The organism is Bradyrhizobium sp. SZCCHNR1043 (assembly GCF_032489675.1).
Taxonomy (GTDB): Bacteria; Pseudomonadota; Alphaproteobacteria; order Rhizobiales; family Xanthobacteraceae; genus Bradyrhizobium.
In genome coordinates, this window is record NZ_JAUEYN010000008.1 from 277,585 (window position 1) to 302,884 (window position 25,300).

A 25,300-nucleotide genomic window follows, 5' to 3' on the forward strand; every position below is an offset into this window, starting at 1 on the left:
GGATCCAATCCTCCCGATCACGCTTTGGTTGCATTGCACTCGGCAGGCTGGCCTGCGCGGCACAAAATGGCCTGCTTTCGTTCATCCGGAATCGTGCTCCGGTTGCAGTGGACGCAAATGATGAATGAAATCACCCGCGCTCGCAAGCGCAGGATTGCGGCAACTAACGGTCGACCACGTCGGACGGTAACGCAGGCGCAGCATCGTCGCGCACATGCGGGGTGGGATCGAACAGCGCAAACAGGATCAGGCCGGCGATGAAGCCGCCGATATGAGCCTGCCAGGCGACGTCGGCGCCCTCGGCGCCGGGCGTGATGCCGCCGATGCCGAACACGATGTTGACGCCGAACCACACTGCCAGAAAGCCGAGGACGCGCGGATTGCGCAGCGAACGCGACAGCGACAACGCCGGAACCCTGGCCGCCGCCTCGGCATCGCCGCGAGTGAACGACAGGAAGCTGCCGCTCACGAAGGCAAAGCGCATCGCGGCCGCCATGGTGCCGGACACCGAGGCCGAGGCGCCGATCATCGGCGCCAGCGCGTGCTCGTGGGTGAGCAGATGCGCCAGCGCACCGGCCGCCGCCGTCACCGCCATGAACAGATAGAACCGGGCCGCCCCGAAGCGGCGCGCGAGCGCGCTGCCGAATGGCAGCAGCCACAGCACGTTGAAGCCGATATGCGCCAGATTGGCGTGCAGCAGCGAATAGCTGACGAAGGTCCAGATCTTGGCCGGCGTGCCGCCGGGAAACGCCCCGTCCATCAGGGTCTGGTCGTATCGTTTCGGGACGAAGGCGAACAGGTCGATGATCCAGCCGTTCCACTCGTCCGGCAACAGCACGCGCAGATGGATCACCGCGATCAGCAGGATGTAGGCGGTCAGTGCGCCCGGCAGATTGAGGATCGGCTCCCGCGCCTGCTGGAGCGGCGGATCCTGCGTGAGGTCTGACGAGGAGGAATCCAACGGAACGCACGCCTTCGACGAGAGGAACAGATCCGTCAGATAGGCGGCTTTGGCCTGCCTGTGCAAGCGCACGGCGGCAGAGTTGATGTGCGGCGCGGTGGCAGCGGTGGAGAAAGGGCGGCGGATCCGCAAAAAGAACGAGGGAGGGTCCTGAGAAAACCCTCCCTCCGAGACTTGCCGGCCTTTGCCGCGTCCGGAGCGCCCGAGGTTGTTTTCCCCACCCCGCCCCGTCGCGACGACCAGACTTGTTTGACGCCGCCTGCGTGTACCTCACCGTATCGCGGCGGACCTTCCACCGTCCGGCCGCGATCTGATGAACGCATTGTTAACGATCGCTCGGCGGCCGCCAAGCTCATCGTTAATTTAACCTTAACGCGCGGAAGGCCGGGGGAAAGCCGGCACGATCGCACCATCGGCATGGACGCTGCACCGCCCCTCCTGCGAAAACAAACCAGGGAGGCGCCTGGACGAAAGCGGGACAGCAATGTCCTCCGTGACGTCGAGGGCGCGAGGGATCACCGAGATGAAACATCCGTCCAATCGCGAGCTCTTCGCCTATTGGAACGACAGGCGCGGCCATGCCAAGGCGCCAGAGCGCTGCGACTTCGAGCCGTCGGCCGTGCGCGAGCTGCTCGGCGACATCTTCGTCTTGTCCTGCGACGCCGACAGCGGCTTTCCGTTCCGCATGGCCGGCACGCGGCTGTGCGCCCTGCTCGGCGGCGACGTCAAGGACAGGAGCTTCCCGGCGCAGTTCGCGCCCGCCAGCCGCCGCGAGATCGAAGAGATCACGATGGTCGTGTGCGAGGAGACGCTGCCGGCGATCGCCGGCGTCAAGGCGCAGGGACCGGATCGCACGACGGCGCATTTCGAGCTGCTGCTGCTGCCGTTCGCGACGCGCGCGCACGAGCCGATCAGCCTGACCGGCCTGCTCGCCCCGTTCGAGACGCCGCGAGGCGCGCTCGGACCGCTGGAGATGGTGTCATGGCGCTACATCCATCCGCCGGCCGAGCCGATCGTGCCGCGCGCGCTGCGCAAGCTCGCGCTCGCCCGCGGCTTGATGGTGTATGAGGGCCTGCGCTGACCGCGGCGCGCGTAGTTAGGACTTCTGTGCAGAAGCAACCGCAAATCCTCCAATTGCGTGACCGCTAGCGGATTGTTGTAAGGGCCGAGAGTTTCGCCTGGAACCTTTCGCGCACCTTCTCTGCCCCGCTCTTCGGGTCTTTGGCTATGAGTGCGTTGACGACGACGAGGCCCTTGCGATAGGCGTCGACGGCGTCTTGCAGGGAGCGGTCATCTTTTCCCGGCTCGCTCTGCTCGCGCGCGGCGTCACCGATGCGCTCGTAGCCTTCCGCCAGCTCAAGTTGACGCCTGCTATCGTCGGGAAACCTTCCCGCGAGCTGCAGCCGGATTTGCAGACCGGCATCATATTCCTTGAGCGCGTTTACGAAGTCGTGCTGCCTTCGCCAGGCGCCCCCAAGCCTATCGTGCGTGTCGGCTACGTCGCGCGTCCATGCCACTTTATTGAGGTCCTTTGCGGTGATCTCCTCGCGAATTGCCAGAGCACTGCGGTATCTTTCAATCGCGCCCGCCGGGTCCTGCTCTGCCACCGAATCGCCGATGATGACGTATTGCCGGGCGAGGCGAATTTTCCAGTCGACCTTGTCGGGATCGTCGCGGGCGAGGCCGGCTGAGAGGTCGACTGCCATCTGGAAGTACTTCAGTGCGTCGTCGAGCTGGTCTTGCATCCTGTGCACTCGGCCGATCTGCTCGTAGATCCTCGACAAATTGGATCGATAGATGTTGTTTTTCGGCTCCCTGCGGACCAGGGCTTCCCGTATCGTCATTGCCTGCTCGTATTCCGCCAAAGCTTCCTTCGGACGATCGTGCGCAGCAAGGACATCGCCGATCCGGGTCCGAGCATCCGCCACGGCCTTCTGGGCATCCGGATCGTTCGGGTCCTGAGCCAGGAGAGCGGTGCCAATCGCAAGGGATTTCCGGTACCAATCCAGAGCCCCCTTCCAGTCCGTATTCAGGAGGCTGTCCGCAATCTTGTTCTCGACGAATGCGATTCTTGGGCGCGCTGCGCCGTCCGCGGGGTTCCTGTCAGCCAGCCGCTGCGCAATCCGTAGCGCGTAATCAAGTTCCGCTGCGGATCGCTTCAGGTCACGGCCCTCGAAGGCGTCTCCGAGTCGGAACGCAACCTCATAACGCAGCTTCTTCCACTCGTCGTTCTCGGCGTCGTTCTCGAGGAGCTGGTCAGCGAGGTCTTTGGCCTCTTCGATTTGTGTTAAGGCAGCGTCATGTGCTCCAACCAGCAGGTACACATCCGAGAACTTCGTCAGCAGCTTGGCGCGATACTCCATGACTTCCGGCCGATTCTCGACGGCACCGAAGATCTTCTCGGCGCCGCGCAGCAGCCGTTCAGCACTCGAAACCTGGATTGCGCCGGTATTGAGCTGATCCTGAATTACATCGAGCACGCTCCCGACGACGGAAAATGCACTTTTCGCGCTCCGCAGCGCGGATTGCTCCTCCAAATCCGCCTTTCGCCATTCCCACACCGCAAAAACGAGCAAGGTCGCCATGACAATCAGCGCCGCGTTCCTGGCGCGGGAATATCGTCGCGCCTGCAGCTCGTTGTGGGCCCGACTGGCCGCCACGAGCTCCTTGAGCTCCGGCGCGCCCTCCATGTAGGACGCCGCGTCGTCCAGAGCGGCGCCGGAGAGCAGATAACCGGCGTCGAAGCCGGATGCCTGCCAGCGCTGCGCCGTCGCGATGAGCTGCAGCTTCGCCTTGGAGCGGTTCCGCTCGTCCTGCAGCCAGTCGCGCAATCGCGGCCAGCCGTCGATCAGCGCGCTGTGGGCCAGATCGAAGCGATCGTCGTCCCAGCCGACGCCTGGACTACGCCGGATGAGCTCGGCATCCACATATCGCTCCAGAACATGGTCGACGCGACCGGCAGGCGCGATCTGCACCAGAACGTCCCGCCGCACTCGGCGGCGGATGAACCCCTCCACATCGGGCTGCACCAGTTGCAGGAAGACGCACCTCGCGGCCGCCTGGTCGTCAGACGTCAGACCGGCGTAAATCGCTTCTGCCGTACGGATCAGAGCGTCTCGCGGCTTGCCCACCTTATGATAGGCTTCCCAGGTGATGCGGTTACGCTCGCGCTGGTCCCACAGCCTTCCAAGGGCAAATTGCAGCATGGCCAGCGCGCCCGCATCGCCGGCAACACTCTTGGCGAGGTCCTCGACGATTCCCTCGTCGAACTTGAGCCCGACCGTGGTGGCCGCGCTCTCGATGATGTGCTGCACTTCGGCAACGTTGGGCGGCGCAAGCGAGAAGCGCGCGGCCGGGTTCTCCCCGAGTGACTTGAGCGCGGCGAGCTGAAGCGCCGGTTGCTGGTACCGCTCCTCGATAATGAGGATGGTCCGGTCCGGCTGGCCACGCGCTCCGACCAGTGCCTGAACAAAGCCCTCCCTCGTCTTCTCGTCCGAGCAGATCGTAAAGATCTGCTCGAGCTGATCGACAACCATGATAACGGGGCGCCCCGGAAATACGCCGTCGAGCAAGGCGCCAAAAAGCTCTGGCGAACGTTCGAGCTTCTGCTTCTGCTCGGTGATCCATGTTTCGAGTTTGGGTAATGCGGGATTGGCAGCCGCCTCATATATGCTCGTGAGCAACGCGGCGAACGGATCTGCTCTCGGAACTACGACCAGAACGAGCGGGCTCTTGCCTTCCCCGGCAATCTGCGACTTCATCCTTGGGATGGCGCCGGCCATTACAATCGATGTCTTGCCGCTTCCCATCGGGCCGGTGACGAGCACTGTTCGCTGTTCGCGAAGCTGCTCCAGAAGTCTTCGGACAGCCTCCTCGCGCCCGAAAAAGCGCCCTGCGTCGCCTTCATCGAACGGGTTCAACCCTATGTAGGGATTAGCGGCGCTGGTGAGGTCCGGGGCGTGCGATGGGTCGAAGGGGGCGAGGGCGGGCAGCGTGGCAGAGAGAGCCTCCCGATCGCCGGCCGAAAACTGATACGACGTCCAGTAGGTAATGATGTTCTGGGCAGCCTCGCGGTCGGCCGGCGAATCTATCCATCGTCCCGCCGCCTGCGCCCGATCGACGAACTTATGGACGTCGGCAAGCAGATCTTGGTCGTTCTCTCGATCGCGGGCCGCGCGCATCAACGCGATGTGTTCGGCGCGCAATTCGGTTAGCGAGGTGAATGTTGACGGCACCGGTCCTGAGGCTTCCGGCGCAACTTGGTGATCTTTCGACATGACTCACACCTTGTCAGACAGTTCTCGCAAAGGCTCACGGATCTTCAGGATGTCTCCACACTGCGCCTTGAGATCTCGATCGACATTGAAGAAGTGAAGAAGCGCCGTATCGCGGAATAGTTTGAAATTTCTGCGCAGCGTGCCGAAATTGGTAACGTGGCTGGCGATCGTCTCGTCGACCCGGCTGGCGTACTCCTTCGCATCCTTCGCCCAGTCCGCTTCAGCCTGCGTGGATGCGATCTCGTCGACGCGCGACTTGATCGCCGGCCAGAATTCCTTGAACAGGTCGAGCGATTCCGGTGTGTTCTTTTCGATGTTGTCTTCGGCCTCCCAGAAATCCTTCTCGATTCTCTGCCATTTGTCGTGTTCCGCAACCCGGCTACTCAGTTGCGACTTGATGTTCCTCAAAGATGCGATCGCCTCTTGAAGGTCGGCAGCCGACGCATCCCCTGCCGGCTTGGCGGCGACAGCATTGGCGAGGATTTCGCTCAGCTCTCGCAACGGGAGTTCTTCGGCATATCGGTTGAGCGATGCATTGACCCTGCTCTGTTCGGAGACGATCACGCTCCGAAACGGGAACACCGCAGTGATCACATCGTGCGTATCCTCGTCGCGAACGGCCTTCCGCAATTTCGGAATCGCCGATTCGAGCTCCTCTATCCAGCCCCGCACATGCGTCCTATCGGCGCCGACCTCCGGGAGCAGTTCGGCCGCCTCGCGCACGCGGCTGCAGATTTTCGCGAGGTCGATGACGTGTTGTTGGAGCCCGAACGATGCTTGCGGATCGCGCCCCAGTTCCTTGGCACAATCGATGATCTCGCGGTAATGTCGCAATTGGATGTCGTGCAGGCAATCGTGCAGCTCCTTGTAATGAAAAAGAGCGTCGATTCTGCTGCTGACCTGGTCGAGCGTTTTGCGCGAGGCGGCGACGACGGAGCGTATCCCGGCGTCCTCCTCGACTTCCCGACGCAGGCTATTGATCCCGGTGTTGAGTGTCTTGACGCTGGCCGGGGTGGAAATGCGATCGAGGTGCTCGTCGACAACCCTCTGAAGGGCCTCGTTGGACTGTTGATCCTCCCAGTTCTTGATGCCATTGAGCAGGTCGAGAAGCCGGCCGTCCCCTTCGACCATATCCAGGAGATCGAGGACGATGTTCGGTTTCGGCTGATCCCAGGACAGTCGATTGAAAACGACTTTGCCCATCGTCGTGCGAACCAGGATCTTCAGATCGTTCATGTTGAACGCATCGCAGATGCCATGGAGCAGCTTCTTGTCCAAGAGAGAGTCCGCCCCTTTCGCGGAGCCGGCAGCGTCTGTCTCGACCATGGCCTCTACGCCCTTTCACTTGAAGCGAAGCGGACCCAGCGCATCATGGCGCCTCGAACTCGATCTTGCCTGCAAGCCGCTGGCGGATCATTCCAATCGGAATGCCCTGATTGAATTTCGGCGAGCCCCAGGCAGGGTCGCCCATGTGATGCATCGCAACCAGCGACCATTCCATATTGAAGCACGGGGACCCCGATGAGCCTCGGTCGCTGTTAGTGGCATAGCGAACCCGTGTGCCGTTGCCGTTCACGCCGAGCACAGCTTGCGTGTCCACGGCGAGCTTCAAAGGGCTCCCGTCCGGATGTTGGGCTATCAGCAGCGGCATGTCGATCTCAAGTGGCGGCTGTGTCTTGGGCATTGCGATCCAGCGCCGTCGCGGGGCACCGGAGCCGGCGTTCTTGTCGATCGGTTCGTTGCCGATGGATCGCGCCAAGCGGGCGAGTACGAAATCGAGTTCGTCGACCGCTGGAAGATCTCGGTCCGGCTGACCTTCGGCCTCGGCCTGGCTGTAACGCGCGAAGTCGATGCGCCAATCTGAATCGTGCAGCGGCACGACAACTCCTTCCGAGCGCGAGCCATCGGTGAGAACCTTGTAATCAAAATGGCAGGCGATCGCGGCCGGACGTGCCGTCCCCTCGATCGCGGACTCGAGCACGTGATAGTTGGTCAGGATGAGATCCGGTCCGATCAAGAAGCCGGTCCCCATCGCGTTGCCGTCAAACTCAATGCGGCAAACTTGGCCCTCGATCTGTGCCATGCATCCCCGCCACACGCCCATATCGAAGGTCTTAAGTCGCGGACGCACGATCGCTTCGAGGCCGCTTGCGGTGGCACGCTCGGGTGCCGCGGTGACGGACTTGCCCGCGTTCTGTACCGACATCGTCGGCGCCATGCCGAATTTCTCGTAAAGGCGTCGTATCTTCTCGTGGTCAGGCTTCGTAAGATACGCAGCGCGAGCCAAATCGACGACGATCGTCGCGCCCTTTCGCTCCGCCCAGTCGATCAGTTGAAACGCCACGTAGTTGTTCGGACCGGGTGTAACAATGTCTTCCAGCCGTTCGTTTAATCGAACGCGGACCATCATCTCCAATTCTCTAGGATTGAACGCTGCGACAAGCGCTTCCTGGAACTCGCCGAAATCGATGCCCGGTATCATCGCACCAGATCCTGCGCGAACTGAGGTGCCCGCCCGGCCGACGATCGGCACACGACGTCTCGTTGAAGCCGATGGGCTCGTCGTCTCGGTGCCCCTCATTGCTCCACAGAACAATGTGCTGCGCTCAAGCTCTACTTTCAAGAGCATTGTTTACGGTATGTAACCTCCCGCTGAAGTCACCGGAGGGACGGGAGGCCGCCAGATCCGGTCTGGAGAGTGTGGATCTTGTCGCGACGACCTGTGGTCGCATCACATGCGGGCCACGCGATCGGGGCTACGTCCCGCGCCTCACCGCGAGCCGGTCAGCGGGGTGAGCAGACTGCCGTCGGGAGCGAACGCGGCGACATGATCCGAGATGACGAACGAAGTAAGATCGCGCCCGACGACAAGCGGGCCCTGATAGGCCGTGCGCGTGCGCGCGACCAGCGCATCCTCCGGCACGTCCTGGACCGGCTTCACGGTCGCAAACACGATGTGCGAGTAGACTGCGAGCTTCGGCTTCGCCTCGCTGAAGATCCTGCCGGCCTCCTCGGGCGAGGTGTGGTGGTCCTCGATGGCGCGGTAGTTCGGGTAGGATTTCAGCAGCTCCGGATCGATGACGGCGACCTCATGGATCAGAAGATCGGCCCCCTTCGCCGCCTTCTCCACCCGCGGATCGGGCTTGGTGTCTCCGGACAGCACGACCTTCTTGCCGTCGAACTCGACGACATAGCCGAGCGCCGGCTTGATCTTCTCGCCGTGATTGACCTCGATGGCGCTGACCCTGACGCCGTTACGCTCGTAGACGACGCCCGGCCCGATATCGGCCGCGGCGAAGGCGACGCCTTCGGGCGGATAGTGCTCGTCATCGATGCGGATGCGGATGTCCTCGGAGAAGGCTTTGGTGAGATTCTCCGTCATCGCCACTGTTCCCTTCGGTCCGAACACGACCATCGGCCCCTTGCGCGAGGCCCAGGGCGTGCCGATCCATCCGCTCAGCCACATGTCCGGCAGCCCCACCACGTGATCGGAATGCAGATGGGTGAGGAAATGCGCGGTGACGCTGCCGAGCGGGATGTTCTTCTGGAACAGGCGGATCGTGGAGCCGCGTCCGAGGTCGAACAGCAGCCGCTCCGGCCCGGCCTCGATCAGGGTGGAGGCGCTGAAGCTCGACAGGCGCGGCGTCGGCGTGCCCGTCCCGAGCAGGGTCACCTTCATCTCGGCCGCCGCGGCCGGCGACGATCCAACCGCTGCGCAGACCACGACTGCCACGGCTCCCAACCAACTCCGCATGAACGTCTCTCCCGTCTTCACTGGTGTCATTGGCGCGATGCCGCGCCTGCCCATTCTATCAGCTCGTCAAAGGCCGTGGCAGCGTGCTGCAGGAGCACAACGTAACGCTGAATTAACCGTGCAGGACTTAGTTTCAACACTGGATCATCCGGCACGCTAAGAGCCGGCTTTGAGTGGCGAAACATGGCGTTGCCGAACAAAAAACTCTCTCTTCCGGCCGCCGAGGAGCGCCGCCGTTTCCAGCGGGTCAAGGTCCACCTGCTCGGCCGCTACATGCTGCCGGACCGCCGTGAGTTTCCCTGCCAGGTGATCAACATGTCGCCGGGCGGCCTCGCGCTGCTCGCGCCGGGCATCGGCAATGTCGGCGACCGCGTGATCGCCTATCTCGACCATATCGGCCGCGTCGAAGGCAAGATCACCCGCATCATCGACAACGGTTTTGCGATGACGATCGGCGCCACCGCGCGCAAGCGCGACAAGCTCGCCGCGCAGCTGACCTGGCTCGCCAACCGCGACATCCTCAACCTGCCGGAGGATCGCCGCCACGACCGTATCATTCCGCGCAACCCGATCGCGGTGCTGACGCTCGAGGACGGCACCAAGATGACCTGCCGCATCATCGACATGTCGCTGTCGGGCGCGGCGATCGCGGCCGAGACCCGGCCGCCGCTGAAATCGCAGGTCATGCTCGGCCGCGTGCAGGCGCGCGTGGTGCGAAATCTCGAAGGCGGCTTCGCGATCGAGTTCCTGCACGCCCAGATCGCCGAAACGCTCGAAGACAGCGTTACCGCGCGGTAAAGCCGCAAGCCTCTGAAATCCCGCAACTTCACGGAGCACACGGCGTCCGCCACCGCGGGCGCCGTGTGGCGTTCGGCCAGCGCACAGGTGGTCTGGCGCGGTTAATGGCTGGCGGGCAAAGCGCGGCAGACCCTGCAACGGCAGCGGTTCCCGGCTTAATGCCGCGCATTCGATTCAACCCCGAACGATTCAAATTTTAGCTAAGTTCGATTCAAGTGAAAGTCGAATAAGCCCTTTGTTTTACTTGGATTTGCGTCAAATCCATCGTGGCGATTTAGCGGCAGCGAAAAATCTTTATGAGACACATGGTCCCAACGAAAACGGGGGGCCAAAAATGGTCAAGCGGACGGGACAGGCAAAAGGGTGGGCGGTCGCAGCCTTCCTGATGGCGATGGGCGGGATGGCGCATGCCGGCGATGACCGGGTGCTCTATGCGAGCCTTGGCGACACCGCACGGGCGCCGATCGGCTGGGTCGAGTTCTGCACCGAGACGCCCGAGGAATGCCGCGGCGGCGCGTCGCAGCCCCGCGACATCGTGCTGTCCCAGACCGCCTGGCGCGATCTGCTAAAGGTCAATCGCTGGGTCAACGAGAACGTCAAGCCCATCACCGACATGGACCATTGGGGCGTGGTCGAGAAATGGTCGTTGCCGACGGACGGCTACGGCGACTGCGAGGATTACGTGCTGCTGAAGCGCAAGCTGCTGATCGATGCCGGCTGGCCCCGCGAGGCGCTGCTGATCACGGTGGTGCGCGACAAGAAGGGTGAAGGACACGCCGTCCTCACCGTGAAGACCGACAAGGGCGAATACGTGCTCGACAATCAGAACGAGAGCGTCGTCGCCTGGACCGAGACCGGCTACCGCTTCGTCAAGCGGCAGTCGCAGGGCGATCCCAACGTCTGGGTCTCGCTCGGCGACGGTCGCCCGGCAGTGGCCACCGCCAGCGCAAGAGAACGCTAAGGCGTCCGCGAACGCTGATCAGAGAGGCGAGACACGAATTCGAGTTACGCGACCCGGTCACATCCCCACCCCTCCCCGTCCCAGACCGGTTCGCGCGCGGCCAGGCCTCCCCCAAGGCCTGGCCGCAACTTTTTTGAGCCAGCCGAAATTCACGAAAACCGCTTGAATTCCACGGCTTGGCAGCACCGTTCCGGTCCCGCTCGCCGATCCACCCGTCACTTCGGCCGCTCGGGCCAGGCCCGACTGACCTGATCGCGCAGTTCCTCGAGCCCGTACGCGAGGCGCAAGTCTTTCAGTATACTCGTTTTTTGAGGAGTTGGCGGCTGCTGCAGCCCCGCCATACAATCCAAGATCAGCTGCGTTCCAAATCAACACGCGAAGATTGATCGCGCTGAGACTGTGGTGCTAGAGTGCTTCCACTTTAGCGCGGGGCATTGCTATGGGGATGAACCTCGATGCCGTGATCTACTTGCAGCGGAACGGACATCTGACCGGCAGCAAAAACAGAATTCTCGATATCGGGCCGCAGACCATCTATTTCGCACGCGCCGAGCAGATCACGGAAATCGTCGAGCGCCTGGGACAGCCGCGTCCTGACGCAATAACCGTTGATCGGCTCGTCCACTTCTCGACGCCAAGAGCGGACGAGAGAACGACGATGCTTTCCGAGATCACGGATCTCGCAAACATCGAATATGAGGCGATCGATGTTTGTCCCGGGCTGAAGAACACCAACATCCTGGATCTCAACTTCGACGAACTCCCTTCGCAGCTCCGTGGCCATTTCGACGTGGTTCTCAACTTCGGTACCACCGAGCACATCGTCAATCAGTGGAACTGTTTCGAAGTGATGCATGACGCCATGAAGGTCGGCGGCGTGATCTACCATCAGCTGCCAGCGAGCGGCTATCTCGACCACGGATACTTCTGCTACACGCCGCTCTTCTTCCGGGAGCTTGCCCAGGCCAACGGCTACGAGATCGAGTGCCTCGCAGTCACCCATGCGGGCGAAAACCGGATCGACGCTCTCGGCATCACTTGTCTCGGCGGCGATACGATGTTGAATGAGCCGGCCCATCTCGCCGACAACAATCGCGTCCCCCAGCTCAATCTGCACGTCGTCCTGCGGAAGACGATCGACCAGGCGTTCCGCCCCTCGCTCGAGATCGCTACGACCCACAGCCAACTGAGCGAAAGGATGCGAGCTCGCTACAGCGACCTCCTCCAGTTGCAGGATCGCATCGAGGCGCTTGAGTCGGAACTCGGCAGAACGGTGAGCCCCCGCCTTATCCGCTGGCTGCAGAAGAACTACGCTCTGCTGCGTGGGAGCGCGCGCGCCCCCGTCCGGCTGCCATAGCGAAAAGTGGCCTACCGTTTCTCGAATTGTGATGCCAGAGAAGCGTAGCTGGCATCAGTGTCTGCCATCGGGCGCAGCCGCGCCTTCAATCGACCAGGCCGTGGCAAAGGCTGCGGCCAGGATCTCTCGCGCGTCGGGCACGATCGACTGTCACCGTGAATCTCTCCACGACGCCGTGCTGAGAGCAGATGCAAGCGTCCGCCGTTAGAGGCCAGCGGCGATCTCGACCGTCCTAGCTCCATCACCCGCCAGGAAGCACGGAGGCTTGAGCCGGCAATGGACCATTGTTCAAGCACGTCTGCGGCAGTCGGTCGAACGCGCGAACAAACTCCGACGAGAACCGCTTCGAGCTGTCAAATGACAGATGAGCCTCGTCGACGAAGGTGAGATCGTCGCCGGTATCAGCATCGATATACATCGCCCCGATCGTCTCGGCGAGTTGCTTGGTCGGATCCGGCTTTGGCCAGATTTCGGTCGTCGGCATCGGGACCAGGACGACACAGTCGGCAGGCATGCCAATTCGCTTCAAGAAGTTGTTTGCCTCGATCGCCGAGAGCGGCACATTGACCTGAAAGTCCCGCAACTGGCTCCGACGAACTCGCGGACGCTGGCGATCCGCCATCAGCACATCCCGCCAACGAAAATAGCCATCCACTGAGGATCTGAAGGCCGTCGGCGCAATTTCGCAGTCGACAAACCGTAAATTGCATAGGGCTGGCTGGGCCCACATCTCCCCCTTCTTGACCAGAGCCCGCCCGAGCTCCCATCCATCATGCAGCGCGGCCAGGGCGGGCTCGCTTACCCGATCGTTGAAATAGGGATCGACGCCAATCACCAGCACACGCGGACGCAGATGGTGCTTCACCGCAAGCGCAGAGAAGAACGTCTGCTGGTCCTCATAGCCGAATCCGAGATTAAACTGCCGTAGACCGCGTGCGGCAAAATACGACCGCACTTCGGCCGTGCTGAAAGCAAACATCGTGCGGCTCGACCCAGTAAAGACCACATCGGCTGCCTTCAGGTTGGCAAGCGCCCTGCGCTCGATCCCGAACCAAAACGCAGCATGCTCGAAGTCTCCAAATCGGCGCGCACTACAGTAGCTGATGAACTGATCAGGCTCCGGCGCCGGCTTGCATCCCGCGATCGAGATCCCCCTGCCGCTATATGCGATCGGAGCCGCCAGGCAGCCCGATACAACGATCATGGCAATATAGATCAACAACCGAAGTTTGTGCCCATCACGCACGCACGCGCCCCCTGCCGGCCGGAACAACGGTTAGCAAATACCACATGGTTGGCCGTCACGCGCAAAAAAATCGACTTAAGATTGAATTCAGAGTCTGACGCAATCAATAGCGGTATTTTTATACTTATCTAAGCCGAGTTTCCGACAAGCCGTGGTGAGCTGCCGGAACAAAAAAAGCCCCGCGGCGCGGGGTCGCGGACTTCGTAGTTCGGCGTCGTGCCGTGGGTCGCGGACGGTGGGAGGCACGTCATCGCCTCGCGTAAGGCCGTCTCGATGCGCAACTTTTTTTGGCCTTGCTTTGACGATATGTCGCAGGCGGGGCGCGGCAATGGCCGGCCAACCTTGTTTTCCCTTGACCGTCGGGTTTAGGTTGTCGGCATGATGATGATCCTGCGAAGCGCGACCCTGCTGGCCGCGGCCCTGACGCTGGCGAACTGCTGCATGTCCGGCACCGGCTGCTCGGGACCGCTGGCCTCGGCCGGCGCACCTGCAGCCACGCCGGCGATGGCCGCTGCGCCCGCCGTGATTGCCGCGCAGCCGACGAGCGCTGCGGCCGACTGGGACGGCCGTGTCGCCACCTCCGACGCCGACACCGAGATTGCGACGGAGCCGGACATCGGCACGCCGCGCAAAGGCGCCAAGCGCCGTGGCGACTCGCGGGTCGACGTGATGTCCGCGCAGTCGAGCTCCGGCTATCGGGGCCGGATGAGCTGGGAGGAGGAACAGGCGGCCGACCTCGCCGACGAGGCCCGCCTCAAGCAGAAGCTCACGATCTGCCGGAACTGCAGCGCAACGCAGTAAGCATCTGTCCCGCCGCATTTTTCGGCTGGTCGCGACCGCCGCACGGAACCGGCATGGTGCATGGCGCGGCGGCGCGCTTTCGGACTTGCAGGCCTCGCTTTTGTCGGATTTCCTAATCAAACCTTGACGACTTGGTTCGTCCGTCAGACGCTCGATTTGTGGGCTGGGCGAACAGCGTTCTCTGCTCGAGTTTTCGCCTCTCCCAGTTTTCGGGAGGAGCATCCGAAGCTTTTTCAATTTGGGTGGTTTCGTGATGAATCCGGTGACGCGCGACACCAGACGCTACCCCGAGAAGCTCAGCCCGAGCCCCGTCAAGGGCGCCCAGCCGATCGCGCTCGCAGCCGCGACGCTCGTGGTGCTCGTCGCGGGCATCGGCGGCATCATGTTGTGGCGTGCCCATGGGGGCGCGCCGGAAGCCGAGCGCGGCGCGGTGACGCGGCAATTGCAGGCGCGCACTGTGCAGGCGTCCGAGCAATTGGTGGAGAAGACCAAGGGCCTGGAAGCCACCCAGCAGGAATCGATCGACCAGCTGCAGATGATGCAGGAGCAGATGCAGAGCATGCGCCGCCTGCTCGCCGCCCAGCAGGCCGACACCAAGCGGCTCTCGGACCAGGTCTCGACCTTGAAGGACTCCATCGACGGCCTGCGCCAGTCCTTCGCCAGCACCCAGAGCTCGGAGCAGGCCGCGCCGGCCCCGCGCAACCGCAGCATCCGCGCCCGCGCCCATGCCAGCCGCAGCGGCCATCGGCATCGCCGCAACCGGTCCTGATATGGCCGGTCCTGACACCTGCTCGTAGAATTTCCCGCCGAATTTTCCCGGGCCCCTGTGAAGTGCTTCACAGATTGAAACCTGGAGTCACGCCATCCTGCCTTCACCGGATGGCGAGCCAATTTCAGGATGGCACAGGGCCAATTTCAATATCCGGGGCTGGCAAGGTCGTTGGCGCCATACTGCGCCGACGGCCTTGTTCTTTGTGGGATCGCGTTCGACCGCCCGGAACGGACCCGACTGCCGCGGCTCTCCGGCTGGTGACTTGCTTTTCCCAGCCAATTCTCGGCTCAATGCGCCCGCAAGACGCAGAGGAGCCCCCATGTCCGCCGATCCAGCACTGACCTCCGATGTCATCGGGCTGACCACGGTCGCCCCCTTCTCACGCCGCGGCTTCATGACCGCGTCCGCTGCCGTGACGGCCGGCTACACGCTGGCTGCCGGCCCGGTGCGGGCCGAGGTCATCACCACCGACAGCAATGGCCTGAATGCCGGAGATGCGAAGATCAAGGTCGGCGACCGCGACATGCCGGCCTATTTCGCCCGCCCCGCCAGCGCCAGCAACCCGCCCGTCGTGCTGGTCGCGATGGAGATCTTCGGCCTGCATCAGTACATCAAGGACGTGACCCGCCGTCTCGCCAAGCTCGGCGCGTTGGCCGTGGCGCCGGACTACTACTTCCGCAGCGGGACCGACCTCACCAAGATCACCGAGATCAAGGACCTGCTGCCGATCGTGAATGCCAAGCCCGACGCGGAGCTGATGTCGGACCTCGACGCGACCGTGGCCTGGGCCAAGTCGCAGGGCGGCGACACCTCGCGCCTCGGCATCGTCGGCTTCTGCCGCGGCGGCCGCAACGTGTGGGAATATGCGGCGCATAGTTCGGTGCTGAAGGCGGGCGTCGCGTTCTACGGCCCGCTGATCGATCCGCCCAATCCGGCCTGGCCGAAGAGCCCGACGCAGCTTGCACCCGAGATGAAGGCGCCCGTCCTCGGCCTCTACGGCGAGGCCGACACCGGTATTCCCGTCGCCAGCGTCGAGGCCATGAAGGCCGCGCTCGCCGACAACAAGAAGACCGCGGAGTTCAAGATCTATCCCGGCGCGCCGCACGGCTTCCACGCCGATTATCGCCCCAGCTATCGCAAGGACGCCGCCGAGGACGGCTGGGTGCAGATGCAGGCGTGGTTCAAGAAATATGGCGTGCTGAGCTGACGGCCGCCGCCCGGGCGAGCGAACCGGGGAAGACTGCCCCCGCAAGACGTCCCGCATGTCGCTTGCGCTCATGCGGGCTCGGGGCTGTCGGCGGTTAGCGCAGGCGATGATCGTCGCGACGGATCTTCGCCAGCTGCCTGCCGCCCTGCTCGAGCTCCCAGGCCATCCAGACCAGCGCTGCGCCCAGGCCGACGACGACGCCCATGAAGACCAACGTGAGTTCAGGGGATGTGAGTGTGTTCATCATGCCTGGATCCCATGCAAGCGTTGCGCCAGCTACTTCTCCGTTGTGCGCCCCCGATCGGAGCGCCAACAAAAGGTGACGAGATGTCGTTAAGGCGAAGTGACCGGATCGGCCGGTCACCTCGCCCAAGCTTCATTCACACACCTCGACGTTCCGATAGCGCCAGCCGTGCGCCGTGCGCACGCGCTTGCGGGCGACGTAGCAGCCGCCGAGATCTTCGTAGGTGTACGGGTAGTAGTAAGGATAGCCTCCGTAACCGTAGTAGCCGGGATAGCCGAAGCCGAACCCGATTCCGAAGCCTGGACCAAAGCCATGATGATAACCGAATCCGTGATGGAAACCGCCGCCATGAAAGCCGCCCGGCCCGCGCGCCGATGCCATGCCGGGCACCATCGCCGCCGCGATCACGGCACCCACCAGCAATCCCATCAATCTCTTGCGCATCGATCCGTCTCCAAATTCAACCGGCATGACAATGTCATTGCACTCGGTACTCTCAGCCGGATGTCTCTAAGCCGAATTTGGAACGGCGCGGGGGCAACCCCGCTCACATCTGCGCGATCTCGATGTCGTTGCGTGACGTCCGGAGCCGCGGGCAATATTCAGCAACCGCGGCAGATGCTCTTGACCTTCCGGTCGACCGTCTTGTTCTCCTGCTGAATCTGCTCATCGGTCGCATCACCGGCGCGGTTCGGTCCCGTTGCCGCGGTGCCTCCCGCCGCTCCACGACCCGTGCCGGTCGTGACGCCGGAATTGCTCGACCCCGACCCGCTCGCGCCGGAACCGGACGACTGCGCCGTGCCGAGGCTGTTAGTCCCGTTGGTGCCTGCCGCCCCCGGTTGCGACAGCCGCGAGGGATTGTTGCCGCTTCCGGCTCCGTTCTGCGCGTTGCCGAGACCGGCGGCGTCCCCTGATCCTGCGGCGATACCGGTCGTGCCGGTGCCGGCGGCCCCCGCACCCGGCGCGCCGCCGCCAGCGCCTCCTCCACCGCCCGGACCGCCTTGCGCGAACACCGCTGTGGGCGTGCTGAGGCCTGCAATCACGATCAAAGTGCCCAACGAAAATCTGGCCATGTGACCGTCTCCCTTTACGCTTCAACCCGACCGGGCGGACCGCGTTCCGGAACGAATGTTGATCGGAGAGGATTGATGGGGCGAGGAGACCGAGGAGCCGTGCGCAAGCTGATCGCCTTCGACGAGGACACGTTCGGCAAGCTCAAGCAGCTGGGCCGCGATCAGATGCTGAGTCTGCAGGATCTCGCCGACGAGGCGTTCATGGACCTGTTGGAAAAGCACGGCGTACCGGCGGATCTGAAGGACGCGCTGCGCAAGAGCGCTGCGGAGGATGGCGATGGCACAGGCAAGCCTGCGCGCAAACGGAAAAGCGAGACCGACGACAAGTCCAGAAACCAGTCGAAGCGCAAACCGAAGCAGAGAAGCAGGGCATCAGCATGAGCACCGACCCCGATCCTTTCGAGCAGGGCGAGCGCGCCGCGCGCGAGAACATTCCGGCCGAGGCCAATCCCTATCACGACGGCAGCGAGCAGCATGCGCTGTGGGCGAGCGGCCACGAGCGTGTCGCCAGCGCAGCCGAAGCTGGCGAGTCCGAAGGGACGTGAGGGATCTCCGATAGCCCGACAGTTCGATCGGCGGCGAGGTCAGCCGATCTTCTTCAGGCCCTTGGTATAGCGCGGTCCCTTGGCGACATAGGCCTTGGCCGCGATACCCATGCGCTCGACCTGCGCCGGCTCCAGCGTGCGCACGACACGCGCGGGCGCGCCGATGATCAGCGAGTATTCCGGAAAATCCTTGCCCTCGGTGATGATGGCGCCGGCGCCGACGACGCTGCCGCGGCGGATGTGCGCGCCATTCATGATGATCGAGCCCATGCCGATCAGGGCGTCGTCCTCGACCGTGCAGCCGTGCAGGATGACATTGTGGCCGACCGTGACGTTGCGGCCGACGCGCAGCGGAAAGCCGGGATCGACGTGGCAGGTGGCGTTGTCCTGGATGTTGGAGCCTTCGCCGATCTCGATCGAGTCATTGTCGCCGCGGATCACCGCGCCGAACCAGACGGTGACCTCCTTGGCGAGCTTCACCCGGCCGATCACGGTGGCATTGTCGGCGATGTAGTAGTTGCCGTCCGCCGGCAGCTCGGGCGCCTGCCCGTCGAGTTCGTAGATGGCCATCGAGGTCTCCCGTTCGCAGGTGACCTTGGCACAGCCGCCAGAGCGATTTCAAGCAACCGCGGCGGCGGCGCCCGGCACGGGAACTAGGTCAGCACGCCCGCGGCGCGCAGCGTCATCACCACGAAGGTGCCGGACATCATGCTCCAGAAGCCGGCGATGACGGTCGCCAGCATCACGAACTCGAAGCGGCGGCGCTCGATGCGCGCGCCGCGTAGCGTGTTGCGCATGATGATGAAGGGCGCGGCGAACACCAGGAACGGCACCGCGGCGAAGCGCCGGGGCGTGACGCCCTCCTGCAGCAGCTCGAAGCCCGGCGGACGTTCGGCATAGGCCTGATAGCCGCTCGCCAGGGCACCGGCCAAGGCGAAACCGATGAGGAGCGAGAACAGGGAATTGAACGCCTCTGCCGACATCGTACGCACTCACACACTTGCAGAACAGCCCGATGCTGGTTTGGCAAAAAGTGCTCGCGCCCGCCACATTATCCTTAAGGAACGGTTAACGGCGGCCGCAGCCGGTGCGCGGCTCCCTGCAGGTAAGTTTCTGCAGAATGCCGCATCGCCGTGGCATAGTCGCCGCTGATTCGGCCTTGAGATCCCCTGCCCGCCATGACGATGTTTTCGGTCCGCAGTGCCCGCCCTTCGAACGGACATGGCCATGCCGTGCCGATCATCCTGGGCTGCGTGCTGGCGGCGGCGGCGATCGCCCTCGTTGCCTACCTGCTCTGGCCGACCTGGCGCGCCAGCACCTTCAAGGGGCCCGAGCGCCTGCCGGTCAGCATCGGCAGCACCGTGTTCAACGTGCCGGCGGCCGCCATCCGGGTGAAGGTCCAGCGCCACACCGGCCCGCAGGAGCGCGTCGATCTCGGCTTCGAATATCCCTCGCTCACGCCGCCCGAGGCGCCGCATCACGTCAGCGCCGACCAGATCGATCAGGCGCCGCACCCGATCGATCGCATCTTCGTCTCGATATCGGCGCATCACGACGCGATGTCGCCCGAGACGCGACTGAAGACAATCTATCCGCGCTACCTCAATCCAGTTGCCGTGTCGGTGCAGGACGGGCTGAGCATGCGAAGCTTCCGCGCGGGCACACCGTACGACGTGGAGGATCTGTTCACGGCCGAGCAGCCTTTGCTGGTCGCCCGCTGCACGCGTGACGCCGCCACGCCCGGCATGTGCCTCAGCGAACGCCGCGTCGAGGGCGCGGATCTGATCTTCCGGTTTCCGCGCAGCTGGCTGTCACAGTGGCAGGACGTCGCCGCCGCGATGGAGCGGCTGACGGCGCAGATGCATGCGACGAAGTAGTCAGTAGTCAGTCGTAGCCCGGATGAGCGCAGCGATATCCGGGGTCTTTCGCCCAGCGCGTGTGAACCCGCATGTCGCTTGCGCTCATGCGGGCTACGCGCTCTAGGACTTACTCCACCAGATCGTCTTCCAGGATCGCCATCTGGAACTGGAACGAGCGATCGTCGTCCTCGTCGTCGACGAACAGCACGCCGATGAACTCCTCGCCGATATAGACTTCGGCGGAGTCCTCCTTCTTCGGCCGCGGCACTACACGGATCTTGGGATTGCCAAACACGCGCTTCAGATACGCGTCGAGCTTCCTGACTTCCTGAACGTCCACGGTGATCTCCAATCGACAGCGAGGTTTGCGGATGATGAGGACGTTGCAGCGCGAACGTCCGTGTCCTTGTGATTTCGACATTGTGATTTCGACATTCCGGCCCACCGATCGAGGCAAGACGAGCTGGCGATGTCGAACGACCTGAAAGGGACGCCGTGGATCTCACATTCACTCCGCCAAGACAAACGGCGGATCGTCAAATCCACAGACGCCGATGTGTTGGCACGAATTTCCCTGGATGAGAAGGTCTTGACTTCGCTGTCGCCGACGCGCTCGCGGCTCAGATCCCGATCGCGTTGATCATCTGATCCATGGTGCGCGACGGCTCCGCACAACCGGCCTCGCCGACGATCTTCGCCGGCACGCCTGCGACGGTGACGTTGTTCGGTACCGGCTTCACGACGACGGAGCCGGCAGCGATGCGCGCGCAATGACCGACTTCGATGTTGCCGAGAACCTTGGCGCCGGCGCCGATCAGCACGCCGTGACGAATCTTGGGATGCCGATCCTCATTCTCCTTGCCGGTGCCGCCGAGCGTCACGCCATGCAAAATCGAGACGTTGTCCTCGATGATGGCCGTCTCGCCGCAGACGAAGCCTGTGGCGTGATCGAGGAAGATGCCGCGGCCGATGCGCGCCGCCGGATTGATGTCGGTCTGGAACACGGCCGAGGAGCGGCTCTGCAGATAGAACGCGAAATCCTTGCGACTCTTGCGATACAACCAATGCGCCAGCCGGTGCGTCTGCAGCGCGTGAAAGCCCTTGAAGTAGAGCAACGGATCGATGAAGCGCGAGGTGGCGGGATCGCGATCGTAGACGGCGACGAGATCGGCGCGAAACGCATGGCCGAGGTCCGGCTCGTCGCGCAGCGCATCGTCGAAGGTCTGGCGGATCAGGTCGCCCGACAGCGCGGAATGATCGAGACGATCGGCAACCCGGTGCACGACCGAATCCTCGAGCCGGCCATGGTGCAGAACGGTTGAATAGATGAAGGTCGCGAGTTCAGGCTCGCGGCGCACGATCTCTTCTGCCTCGTGGCGGATCCGATCCCAGATCGGATCAAGCGTCGCCAGCTTGCTGCCCTGCTGCGGATTGGTCTGGTGCATAGCCATGGCTGCTTCTCGCAGTTTCAGTGGGCGGGCCTTATAGCACGGCGCTGGGAACGATGTCCTCCGCGGGCTGCGCGAGGCCGGCGATCCATCCCAGCCAGCCCGCCTCCCAGAGAACACGGGATTGAGACATTTCCGTTACGCCCCGCCGGTGACGTCCCGGTTGCGCCGCCATGCCGTTCGGCACCGTGTCGGCTCAAGGTGGGCAGCCGGAACCCGAAATCAAGACGATCGTGGCGGAAGAAGCGGCGGACACCGTGGCTGCGGCAAAAGGAACCACCCGGGCACAGAAGGCCGACCATTCCCCCGTTCAATCCCGGGATCGGCTTTACCATCCATCGCTCTGCGTCTACTAGTGAATATCGCCCTGACCATATTGCGGCCATGGTGCTCCTGATCGGGGGGACACGGGTATCAGTAACACTCAGATCCTGGACGAACGCACGACCGAGGCCGGATCGGCCTGGCTCCCCGTCATCGTCATCCCGCTCTTCCTGGTCGCGCCGGCGCTGTGGAACGGCTACCCGCTGCTGCAGTGGGACACCGGGGGCTACCTCGCGCGCTGGTACGAAGGCTATCTGGTGCCGAGCCGCTCGACCGTGTTCGGGCTCTATCTGCATTGGGGCGAGGGCTCGAGCTTCTGGCTCAATCTTGGTCTGCAGGCGCTGGCAACGCTCTGGATCCTGCAGCTCACCTTGCGCGTGTTGGGACTGGCCCAGCCGCTGCGCCTGCTCTGGATTTGCCTGCTGTTGGTCCTGACCACCGCCCTGCCCTGGCTCGCCAGCATGCTGCTGACCGACATCTTCGCCGGCCTGTCGGTGCTGGCGTTGTACATCATGGTCACGCAGGCACGCCGGACCTCCGTGCTGGAGAAATGCGCGCTGTTCGGCTTCGTGGCCTTCGCCTCCGCCACCCACAGCGCCACGCTCGGCGTCCTGTTCGGCCTGTGCTGCGTCGGCTGGATCGCCTATCCCCGGCTGCGCCGGCAGATCGCGCTCTCGGGCCTCGTCCAGGCCAGCATGACCATCGTCGCGGGGGCGGCGATGCTGCTCGCGGCCAACTTTGCCCTGTCCGGCCAGCTGGCGTGGACGCCGGGCGGCACCGGCGTCGCCTTCGGCCGCATGCTCCAGGACGGTATCGTGGCGCAATATCTGAAGGATCATTGCGCCCGCGAGAAGCTGAAGCTCTGCCCCTATCGCAACGAGCTGCCGCCCACCGCCGACGACTTCCTGTGGGGCAACAGCATGTTCAACAAGCTCGGCCGCTTCGAGGGCATGAACGACGAGATGGGCTTCATCGTGAAGCAGTCGCTCGCGGCCTACCCGCTGTGGCAGGCCAAGGCCGCCGCGGTCGCCACGGCCGAGCAGTTGATACATGTGGCGACCGGTGAAGGCACCAGCGGCTGGGTGCCGCACACCTATGGCATCATCGAGCGCTACATCCCCTCGCAGGTCCGGGAGATGCGTGCGGCGCACCAGCAGCATTGGGAGATCAATTTCGCCGTCGTGAACTGGCTGCACGTGCCGGTCGCGCTGGGCTCGATGCTCGCGGCAGCAGCGATTGCCGCTCACGCGATCTGGCGGCGGCGGCGCGACGACGTCGCCCTGCTCGCCAGCACCGTGACGCTCGCGCTGCTCGGCAACGCCGTGATCTGCGGCGTGATCTCCGGCCCGCACGACCGCTATGGCGCGCGGCTGGTGTGGATCGCCACCTTCACGGCGCTGATCGCAGCCGCGCGCTGGTTCGGCGGCGAGCGTGCGGACGTGCCGACGGCATGAGGGCCCCGCAGCCCGCATGAGCGACAGCCGAAGCCGCGAGGCTTCGGCGAAAGCGACATGCGGGTTCACACGCGCTGCTCCTGAGAACCCGGGGGCGCTCCGCTCGCCCGGGCTTCGCGTTCAGCGCCGCGCCAGGAAATCCACCACGCCGGCCTTGTAGACCTTGTCGCCGACCGCACGCATGTGATCGCGGTTGGGAATGTCGAGCACCTCTGCGCCCGGGATGAGCGCACCGAGCGCGGGCCCCGAGCCCGACACTTCGTCCGTCGTGCCGACCGCGACCAGCACCGGCACCGCGATGCGGCCCGCCTCCTCCCGCGAGATCAGGCCGCGCGAGCCGCGCATGCAGGCGGCCAGCGCCAGGCGGTCCGAGCGGGTCTGGTCGGCGAAGGCGCGGAAGGTGCGGCCGACGGGATCGGTCACGTCGTCGATCGACGGCGCCTCGAGTGCCGAGGCGACGTTCTCGCCGGGGCCGCCGCCCTCGATCATCGCCATGCCGATGCCGCCGAAGATCGCCGAGCGCAGGCGTTGTGGCGTGCTCAAGGCAATATGCGCGGCGATGCGGCCGCCGAGCGAGTAGCCCATGACGTCGGCGCTGGCGAGGCCGAGATGATCCATCAGCGCCGTGACGTCGCTCGCCATCTCCGCGATCGAATACAGCGCGGGATCATACAGCTTGGCCGAATCGCCATGGCCGCGATTGTCGAGCGCGATCACGCGGCGGCCGTCCTTGCGCAATTCGGAGATCCAGGACGGATAGACCCAGTTGACGGTCTTGGTCGAGGCGAAGCCGTGGACGAGCACGATCGGATCGCCCTCCCCCTCGTCGATGAAGGCAATTTCAACAGCGCCGTTGTGAAAGCTCGGCATCGGTCGCGGATCCCGGAATGTGCAAGGATTGATCTTGAGCCGCAGTCTAGCCGCAGGGCGCGGCCGCGACCAGTTCGGGACGGACCGCAGCGGCCTGCATCTGGCGCAGGCGGCGCCGCTTGCTCCGGTCGAGCCAGGCCTGGGTGGCCCGCTCGGCCATCGCCTTGAGCGAGGCGACGAAGCTGAGCAGCGTCATCAACGCGCCGAACAGCCACAGCGCGAGATTGAATGCGCCCGCGGTCAGCAGCAGCGCGCCGCGACCGAGCAGCTTCAGGATCGCGCGGGTCTGCCCGCCCTTGGCCTCGGCCAGGCGGGCCGCACGGGCAATGTCCTTCGGCCCTTCGGCAAGCTTGAGCGAATCGAGCGCGCCACGTGTGCCGGCCGTTTCGGTGATGCGGCCGACATCCTTGGCGAGCCGCACCAGCGCGCCGGCCTTCTCGGCGCGGAACGCAGCCCGGATCGCGGTCGCGGTCTGGCCCGGCCGCAGCACCGAGCCCGAGGCCACCGCCTGCTGCAACAGCGGCGCATCGACCACCTCGCGCGCCGAGCGCCCGGCCCAGGCGGCGAGCCCCTCGCCGAGCCGGCCGACTTTCCGCGCATCCTTGACTAGCGTCAGCCCGGCCCGCACCGGCGCGGCAGTCCCGACCGAGGCATAGGTCGCGGCCGTGACGGCAAGGCCCGCAGTCGCGAGACCCAGCACCAGCCGGTCGGTCTCCTCGCCCATCACCAGATGCTTGCCCTCGCGCACCGCGTCGCGGATGTCGCCGAACACGAAGAGGTCGCCCGCCACGGTGCCGGACAGGCTCGCGACGTCATCGGCCTGGCCGGTGACGAGCCCGCTGGCGAAGCGCTTGGCGACACTCCCCGGCGCCTTCTCGGCGGCCACGGCATCGCTCACCCGCTGGATCAGCGCCTCGTCGAGCGCAACGCGATGATCCTGTGCGAGCGCGACGAAACTCTCGGCCAGATCGGGATCGCCAGCCGCGAGCGCATCCTCGATGTTGCGAGCAATCCGCGCCGGATCGTTCTGCAGAACGGACGCGATCTGAAGCTCCGACAGCCTCGCCGGATCATCCTGCGCCACGATGATGGCTCCGGCCCCATAGGCGTGCGGCCATATCGCAGCGCCGACCGCGGCGCTGACGGCAAGCCCGGCCAGCGCCAGACTGATTCCCAGCTTGATTCGCTTCGAGATCACGCCGCCTTCACGTTTTCGCGGGGACGATGCCGAAAGACATAGGATGTCCCGTGCCTGACACAACGGCCCCGACGAAAGAAGGGCTTCTCGGCGGGCCTGAGTTTGTGTCGAATCCACAGGCCACAACATAACGGCGTGCGTTGCACCAAAC

27 protein-coding genes are annotated in these 25,300 nt (G+C 64.1%); 12 read left to right on the forward strand and 15 right to left on the reverse strand.

What is annotated here, in order from left to right:
* Positions 1-163 precede the first annotated feature (163 nt).
* A complete protein-coding gene (locus QX039_RS16215) occupies positions 164-961 on the reverse strand; it encodes a rhomboid family intramembrane serine protease (RefSeq protein ID WP_315771197.1) in 798 nt (265 codons plus the stop codon).
* Positions 962-1,484: 523 nt separating this feature from the next.
* Between QX039_RS16215 and QX039_RS16220 the strand changes: the two genes are divergently transcribed.
* Positions 1,485-2,042 (forward strand): PAS domain-containing protein, encoded by a 558-nt coding sequence (locus QX039_RS16220; protein ID WP_315737502.1) that lies wholly within the window; start codon positions 1,485-1,487, stop codon positions 2,040-2,042.
* Between the two features lie 64 nt (positions 2,043-2,106).
* On the opposite strand, the gene QX039_RS16225 is transcribed toward QX039_RS16220, so the two are convergent.
* The 4 genes from QX039_RS16225 to QX039_RS16240 all read right to left on the reverse strand — a co-directional run bounded on the left by QX039_RS16225 (position 2,107) and on the right by QX039_RS16240 (position 8,992).
* Entirely contained in the window at positions 2,107-5,238 is a 3,132-nt protein-coding gene (locus QX039_RS16225) for a tetratricopeptide repeat protein (RefSeq protein WP_315771091.1), read from the reverse strand.
* Between the two features lie 3 nt (positions 5,239-5,241).
* Entirely contained in the window at positions 5,242-6,516 is a 1,275-nt protein-coding gene (locus tag QX039_RS16230; RefSeq protein ID WP_315771090.1) for a hypothetical protein, read from the reverse strand.
* A gap of 91 nt (positions 6,517-6,607) precedes the next feature.
* Complete coding sequence (locus QX039_RS16235; protein WP_315737499.1) at positions 6,608-7,771, reverse strand: trypsin-like peptidase domain-containing protein; 1,164 nt, start codon at positions 7,769-7,771, stop codon at positions 6,608-6,610.
* A 237-nt stretch (positions 7,772-8,008) separates the two neighbouring features.
* Entirely contained in the window at positions 8,009-8,992 is a 984-nt protein-coding gene (locus QX039_RS16240) for an MBL fold metallo-hydrolase (RefSeq protein WP_315737498.1), read from the reverse strand.
* 183 nt (positions 8,993-9,175) lie between these two features.
* Here QX039_RS16240 and QX039_RS16245 point away from each other — a divergent pair, with 183 nt between their 5' ends.
* From QX039_RS16245 to QX039_RS16255, 3 genes are all read left to right on the forward strand, one after another.
* Positions 9,176-9,790 (forward strand): PilZ domain-containing protein, encoded by a 615-nt coding sequence (locus tag QX039_RS16245; protein WP_315737497.1) that lies wholly within the window; start codon positions 9,176-9,178, stop codon positions 9,788-9,790.
* A gap of 334 nt (positions 9,791-10,124) precedes the next feature.
* Positions 10,125-10,751 carry a transglutaminase-like cysteine peptidase gene (locus QX039_RS16250; protein WP_315737496.1) on the forward strand — a complete coding sequence of 209 codons (627 nt, stop codon included), beginning with the start codon at positions 10,125-10,127 and terminating at the stop codon, positions 10,749-10,751.
* Positions 10,752-11,196: 445 nt separating this feature from the next.
* The gene (locus QX039_RS16255) at positions 11,197-12,108 is read left to right on the forward strand and encodes a methyltransferase domain-containing protein (protein ID WP_315737495.1); all 912 of its coding nucleotides are present in this window, start codon (positions 11,197-11,199) and stop codon (positions 12,106-12,108) included.
* Positions 12,109-12,349: 241 nt separating this feature from the next.
* Here the strand turns inward: QX039_RS16255 and QX039_RS16260 are convergent, their stop codons facing one another.
* Complete coding sequence (locus tag QX039_RS16260; protein WP_315737494.1) at positions 12,350-13,330, reverse strand: hypothetical protein; 981 nt, start codon at positions 13,328-13,330, stop codon at positions 12,350-12,352.
* A 402-nt stretch (positions 13,331-13,732) separates the two neighbouring features.
* Here QX039_RS16260 and QX039_RS16265 point away from each other — a divergent pair, with 402 nt between their 5' ends.
* The 3 genes from QX039_RS16265 to QX039_RS16275 all read left to right on the forward strand — a co-directional run bounded on the left by QX039_RS16265 (position 13,733) and on the right by QX039_RS16275 (position 16,134).
* Positions 13,733-14,155, forward strand: a complete 423-nt coding sequence (locus QX039_RS16265) for a hypothetical protein (protein ID WP_315737493.1) — start codon at positions 13,733-13,735, stop codon at positions 14,153-14,155.
* A gap of 253 nt (positions 14,156-14,408) precedes the next feature.
* A complete protein-coding gene (locus tag QX039_RS16270) occupies positions 14,409-14,924 on the forward strand; it encodes a hypothetical protein (protein WP_315737492.1) in 516 nt (171 codons plus the stop codon).
* A 397-nt stretch (positions 14,925-15,321) separates the two neighbouring features.
* On the forward strand, positions 15,322-16,134 hold the full coding sequence (locus QX039_RS16275; protein WP_409998846.1) for a dienelactone hydrolase family protein: 813 nt from the start codon (positions 15,322-15,324) through the stop codon (positions 16,132-16,134).
* 94 nt (positions 16,135-16,228) lie between these two features.
* Here QX039_RS16275 and QX039_RS16280 read toward each other — a convergent pair whose 3' ends face one another.
* From QX039_RS16280 to QX039_RS16290, 3 genes are all read right to left on the reverse strand, one after another.
* A complete protein-coding gene (locus QX039_RS16280; RefSeq protein ID WP_315737739.1) occupies positions 16,229-16,381 on the reverse strand; it encodes a hypothetical protein in 153 nt (50 codons plus the stop codon).
* Positions 16,382-16,510: 129 nt separating this feature from the next.
* Entirely contained in the window at positions 16,511-16,822 is a 312-nt protein-coding gene (locus tag QX039_RS16285) for a hypothetical protein (protein WP_315737490.1), read from the reverse strand.
* 158 nt (positions 16,823-16,980) lie between these two features.
* Positions 16,981-17,451 (reverse strand): hypothetical protein, encoded by a 471-nt coding sequence (locus tag QX039_RS16290; protein WP_315737489.1) that lies wholly within the window; start codon positions 17,449-17,451, stop codon positions 16,981-16,983.
* A 99-nt stretch (positions 17,452-17,550) separates the two neighbouring features.
* On the opposite strand from QX039_RS16290, the gene QX039_RS16295 reads away from it, so the two are divergent.
* A complete protein-coding gene (locus QX039_RS16295; RefSeq protein WP_316162965.1) occupies positions 17,551-17,832 on the forward strand; it encodes a hypothetical protein in 282 nt (93 codons plus the stop codon).
* The gene (locus QX039_RS16300) at positions 17,829-17,996 is read left to right on the forward strand and encodes a hypothetical protein (RefSeq protein WP_315737488.1); all 168 of its coding nucleotides are present in this window, start codon (positions 17,829-17,831) and stop codon (positions 17,994-17,996) included. The genes QX039_RS16295 and QX039_RS16300 overlap by 4 nt, the downstream gene beginning before the upstream one ends.
* A gap of 39 nt (positions 17,997-18,035) precedes the next feature.
* Here QX039_RS16300 and QX039_RS16305 read toward each other — a convergent pair whose 3' ends face one another.
* Both QX039_RS16305 and QX039_RS16310 read right to left on the reverse strand, forming a co-directional pair.
* Positions 18,036-18,566: a gamma carbonic anhydrase family protein gene (locus QX039_RS16305; RefSeq protein ID WP_315737487.1), complete on the reverse strand. Its 531-nt coding sequence runs from the start codon at positions 18,564-18,566 to the stop codon at positions 18,036-18,038.
* Between the two features lie 83 nt (positions 18,567-18,649).
* Complete coding sequence (locus tag QX039_RS16310) at positions 18,650-18,979, reverse strand: DUF6949 family protein (protein WP_172115419.1); 330 nt, start codon at positions 18,977-18,979, stop codon at positions 18,650-18,652.
* A gap of 195 nt (positions 18,980-19,174) precedes the next feature.
* Between QX039_RS16310 and QX039_RS16315 the strand changes: the two genes are divergently transcribed.
* Positions 19,175-19,873, forward strand: coding sequence for a hypothetical protein (locus QX039_RS16315; protein ID WP_315737486.1), 699 nt, complete (start codon positions 19,175-19,177; stop codon positions 19,871-19,873).
* A gap of 109 nt (positions 19,874-19,982) precedes the next feature.
* Here the strand turns inward: QX039_RS16315 and QX039_RS16320 are convergent, their stop codons facing one another.
* Both QX039_RS16320 and cysE read right to left on the reverse strand, forming a co-directional pair.
* The gene (locus QX039_RS16320) at positions 19,983-20,195 is read right to left on the reverse strand and encodes a DUF3126 family protein (RefSeq protein WP_006611186.1); all 213 of its coding nucleotides are present in this window, start codon (positions 20,193-20,195) and stop codon (positions 19,983-19,985) included.
* Positions 20,196-20,475: 280 nt separating this feature from the next.
* Positions 20,476-21,306 carry a serine O-acetyltransferase gene (cysE, locus tag QX039_RS16325; RefSeq protein WP_315737485.1) on the reverse strand — a complete coding sequence of 277 codons (831 nt, stop codon included), beginning with the start codon at positions 21,304-21,306 and terminating at the stop codon, positions 20,476-20,478.
* Between the two features lie 170 nt (positions 21,307-21,476).
* Between cysE and QX039_RS16330 the strand changes: the two genes are divergently transcribed.
* Entirely contained in the window at positions 21,477-21,659 is a 183-nt protein-coding gene (locus QX039_RS16330) for a hypothetical protein (protein ID WP_315737484.1), read from the forward strand.
* A gap of 225 nt (positions 21,660-21,884) precedes the next feature.
* Positions 21,885-23,081, forward strand: a complete 1,197-nt coding sequence (locus tag QX039_RS16335; RefSeq protein WP_315737483.1) for a hypothetical protein — start codon at positions 21,885-21,887, stop codon at positions 23,079-23,081.
* Positions 23,082-23,201: 120 nt separating this feature from the next.
* Here QX039_RS16335 and QX039_RS16340 read toward each other — a convergent pair whose 3' ends face one another.
* Both QX039_RS16340 and QX039_RS16345 read right to left on the reverse strand, forming a co-directional pair.
* Positions 23,202-23,951: an alpha/beta hydrolase gene (locus QX039_RS16340; RefSeq protein ID WP_315737482.1), complete on the reverse strand. Its 750-nt coding sequence runs from the start codon at positions 23,949-23,951 to the stop codon at positions 23,202-23,204.
* 46 nt (positions 23,952-23,997) lie between these two features.
* A complete protein-coding gene (locus tag QX039_RS16345) occupies positions 23,998-25,149 on the reverse strand; it encodes a hypothetical protein (protein WP_409998839.1) in 1,152 nt (383 codons plus the stop codon).
* Positions 25,150-25,300: the final 151 nt, after the last annotated feature.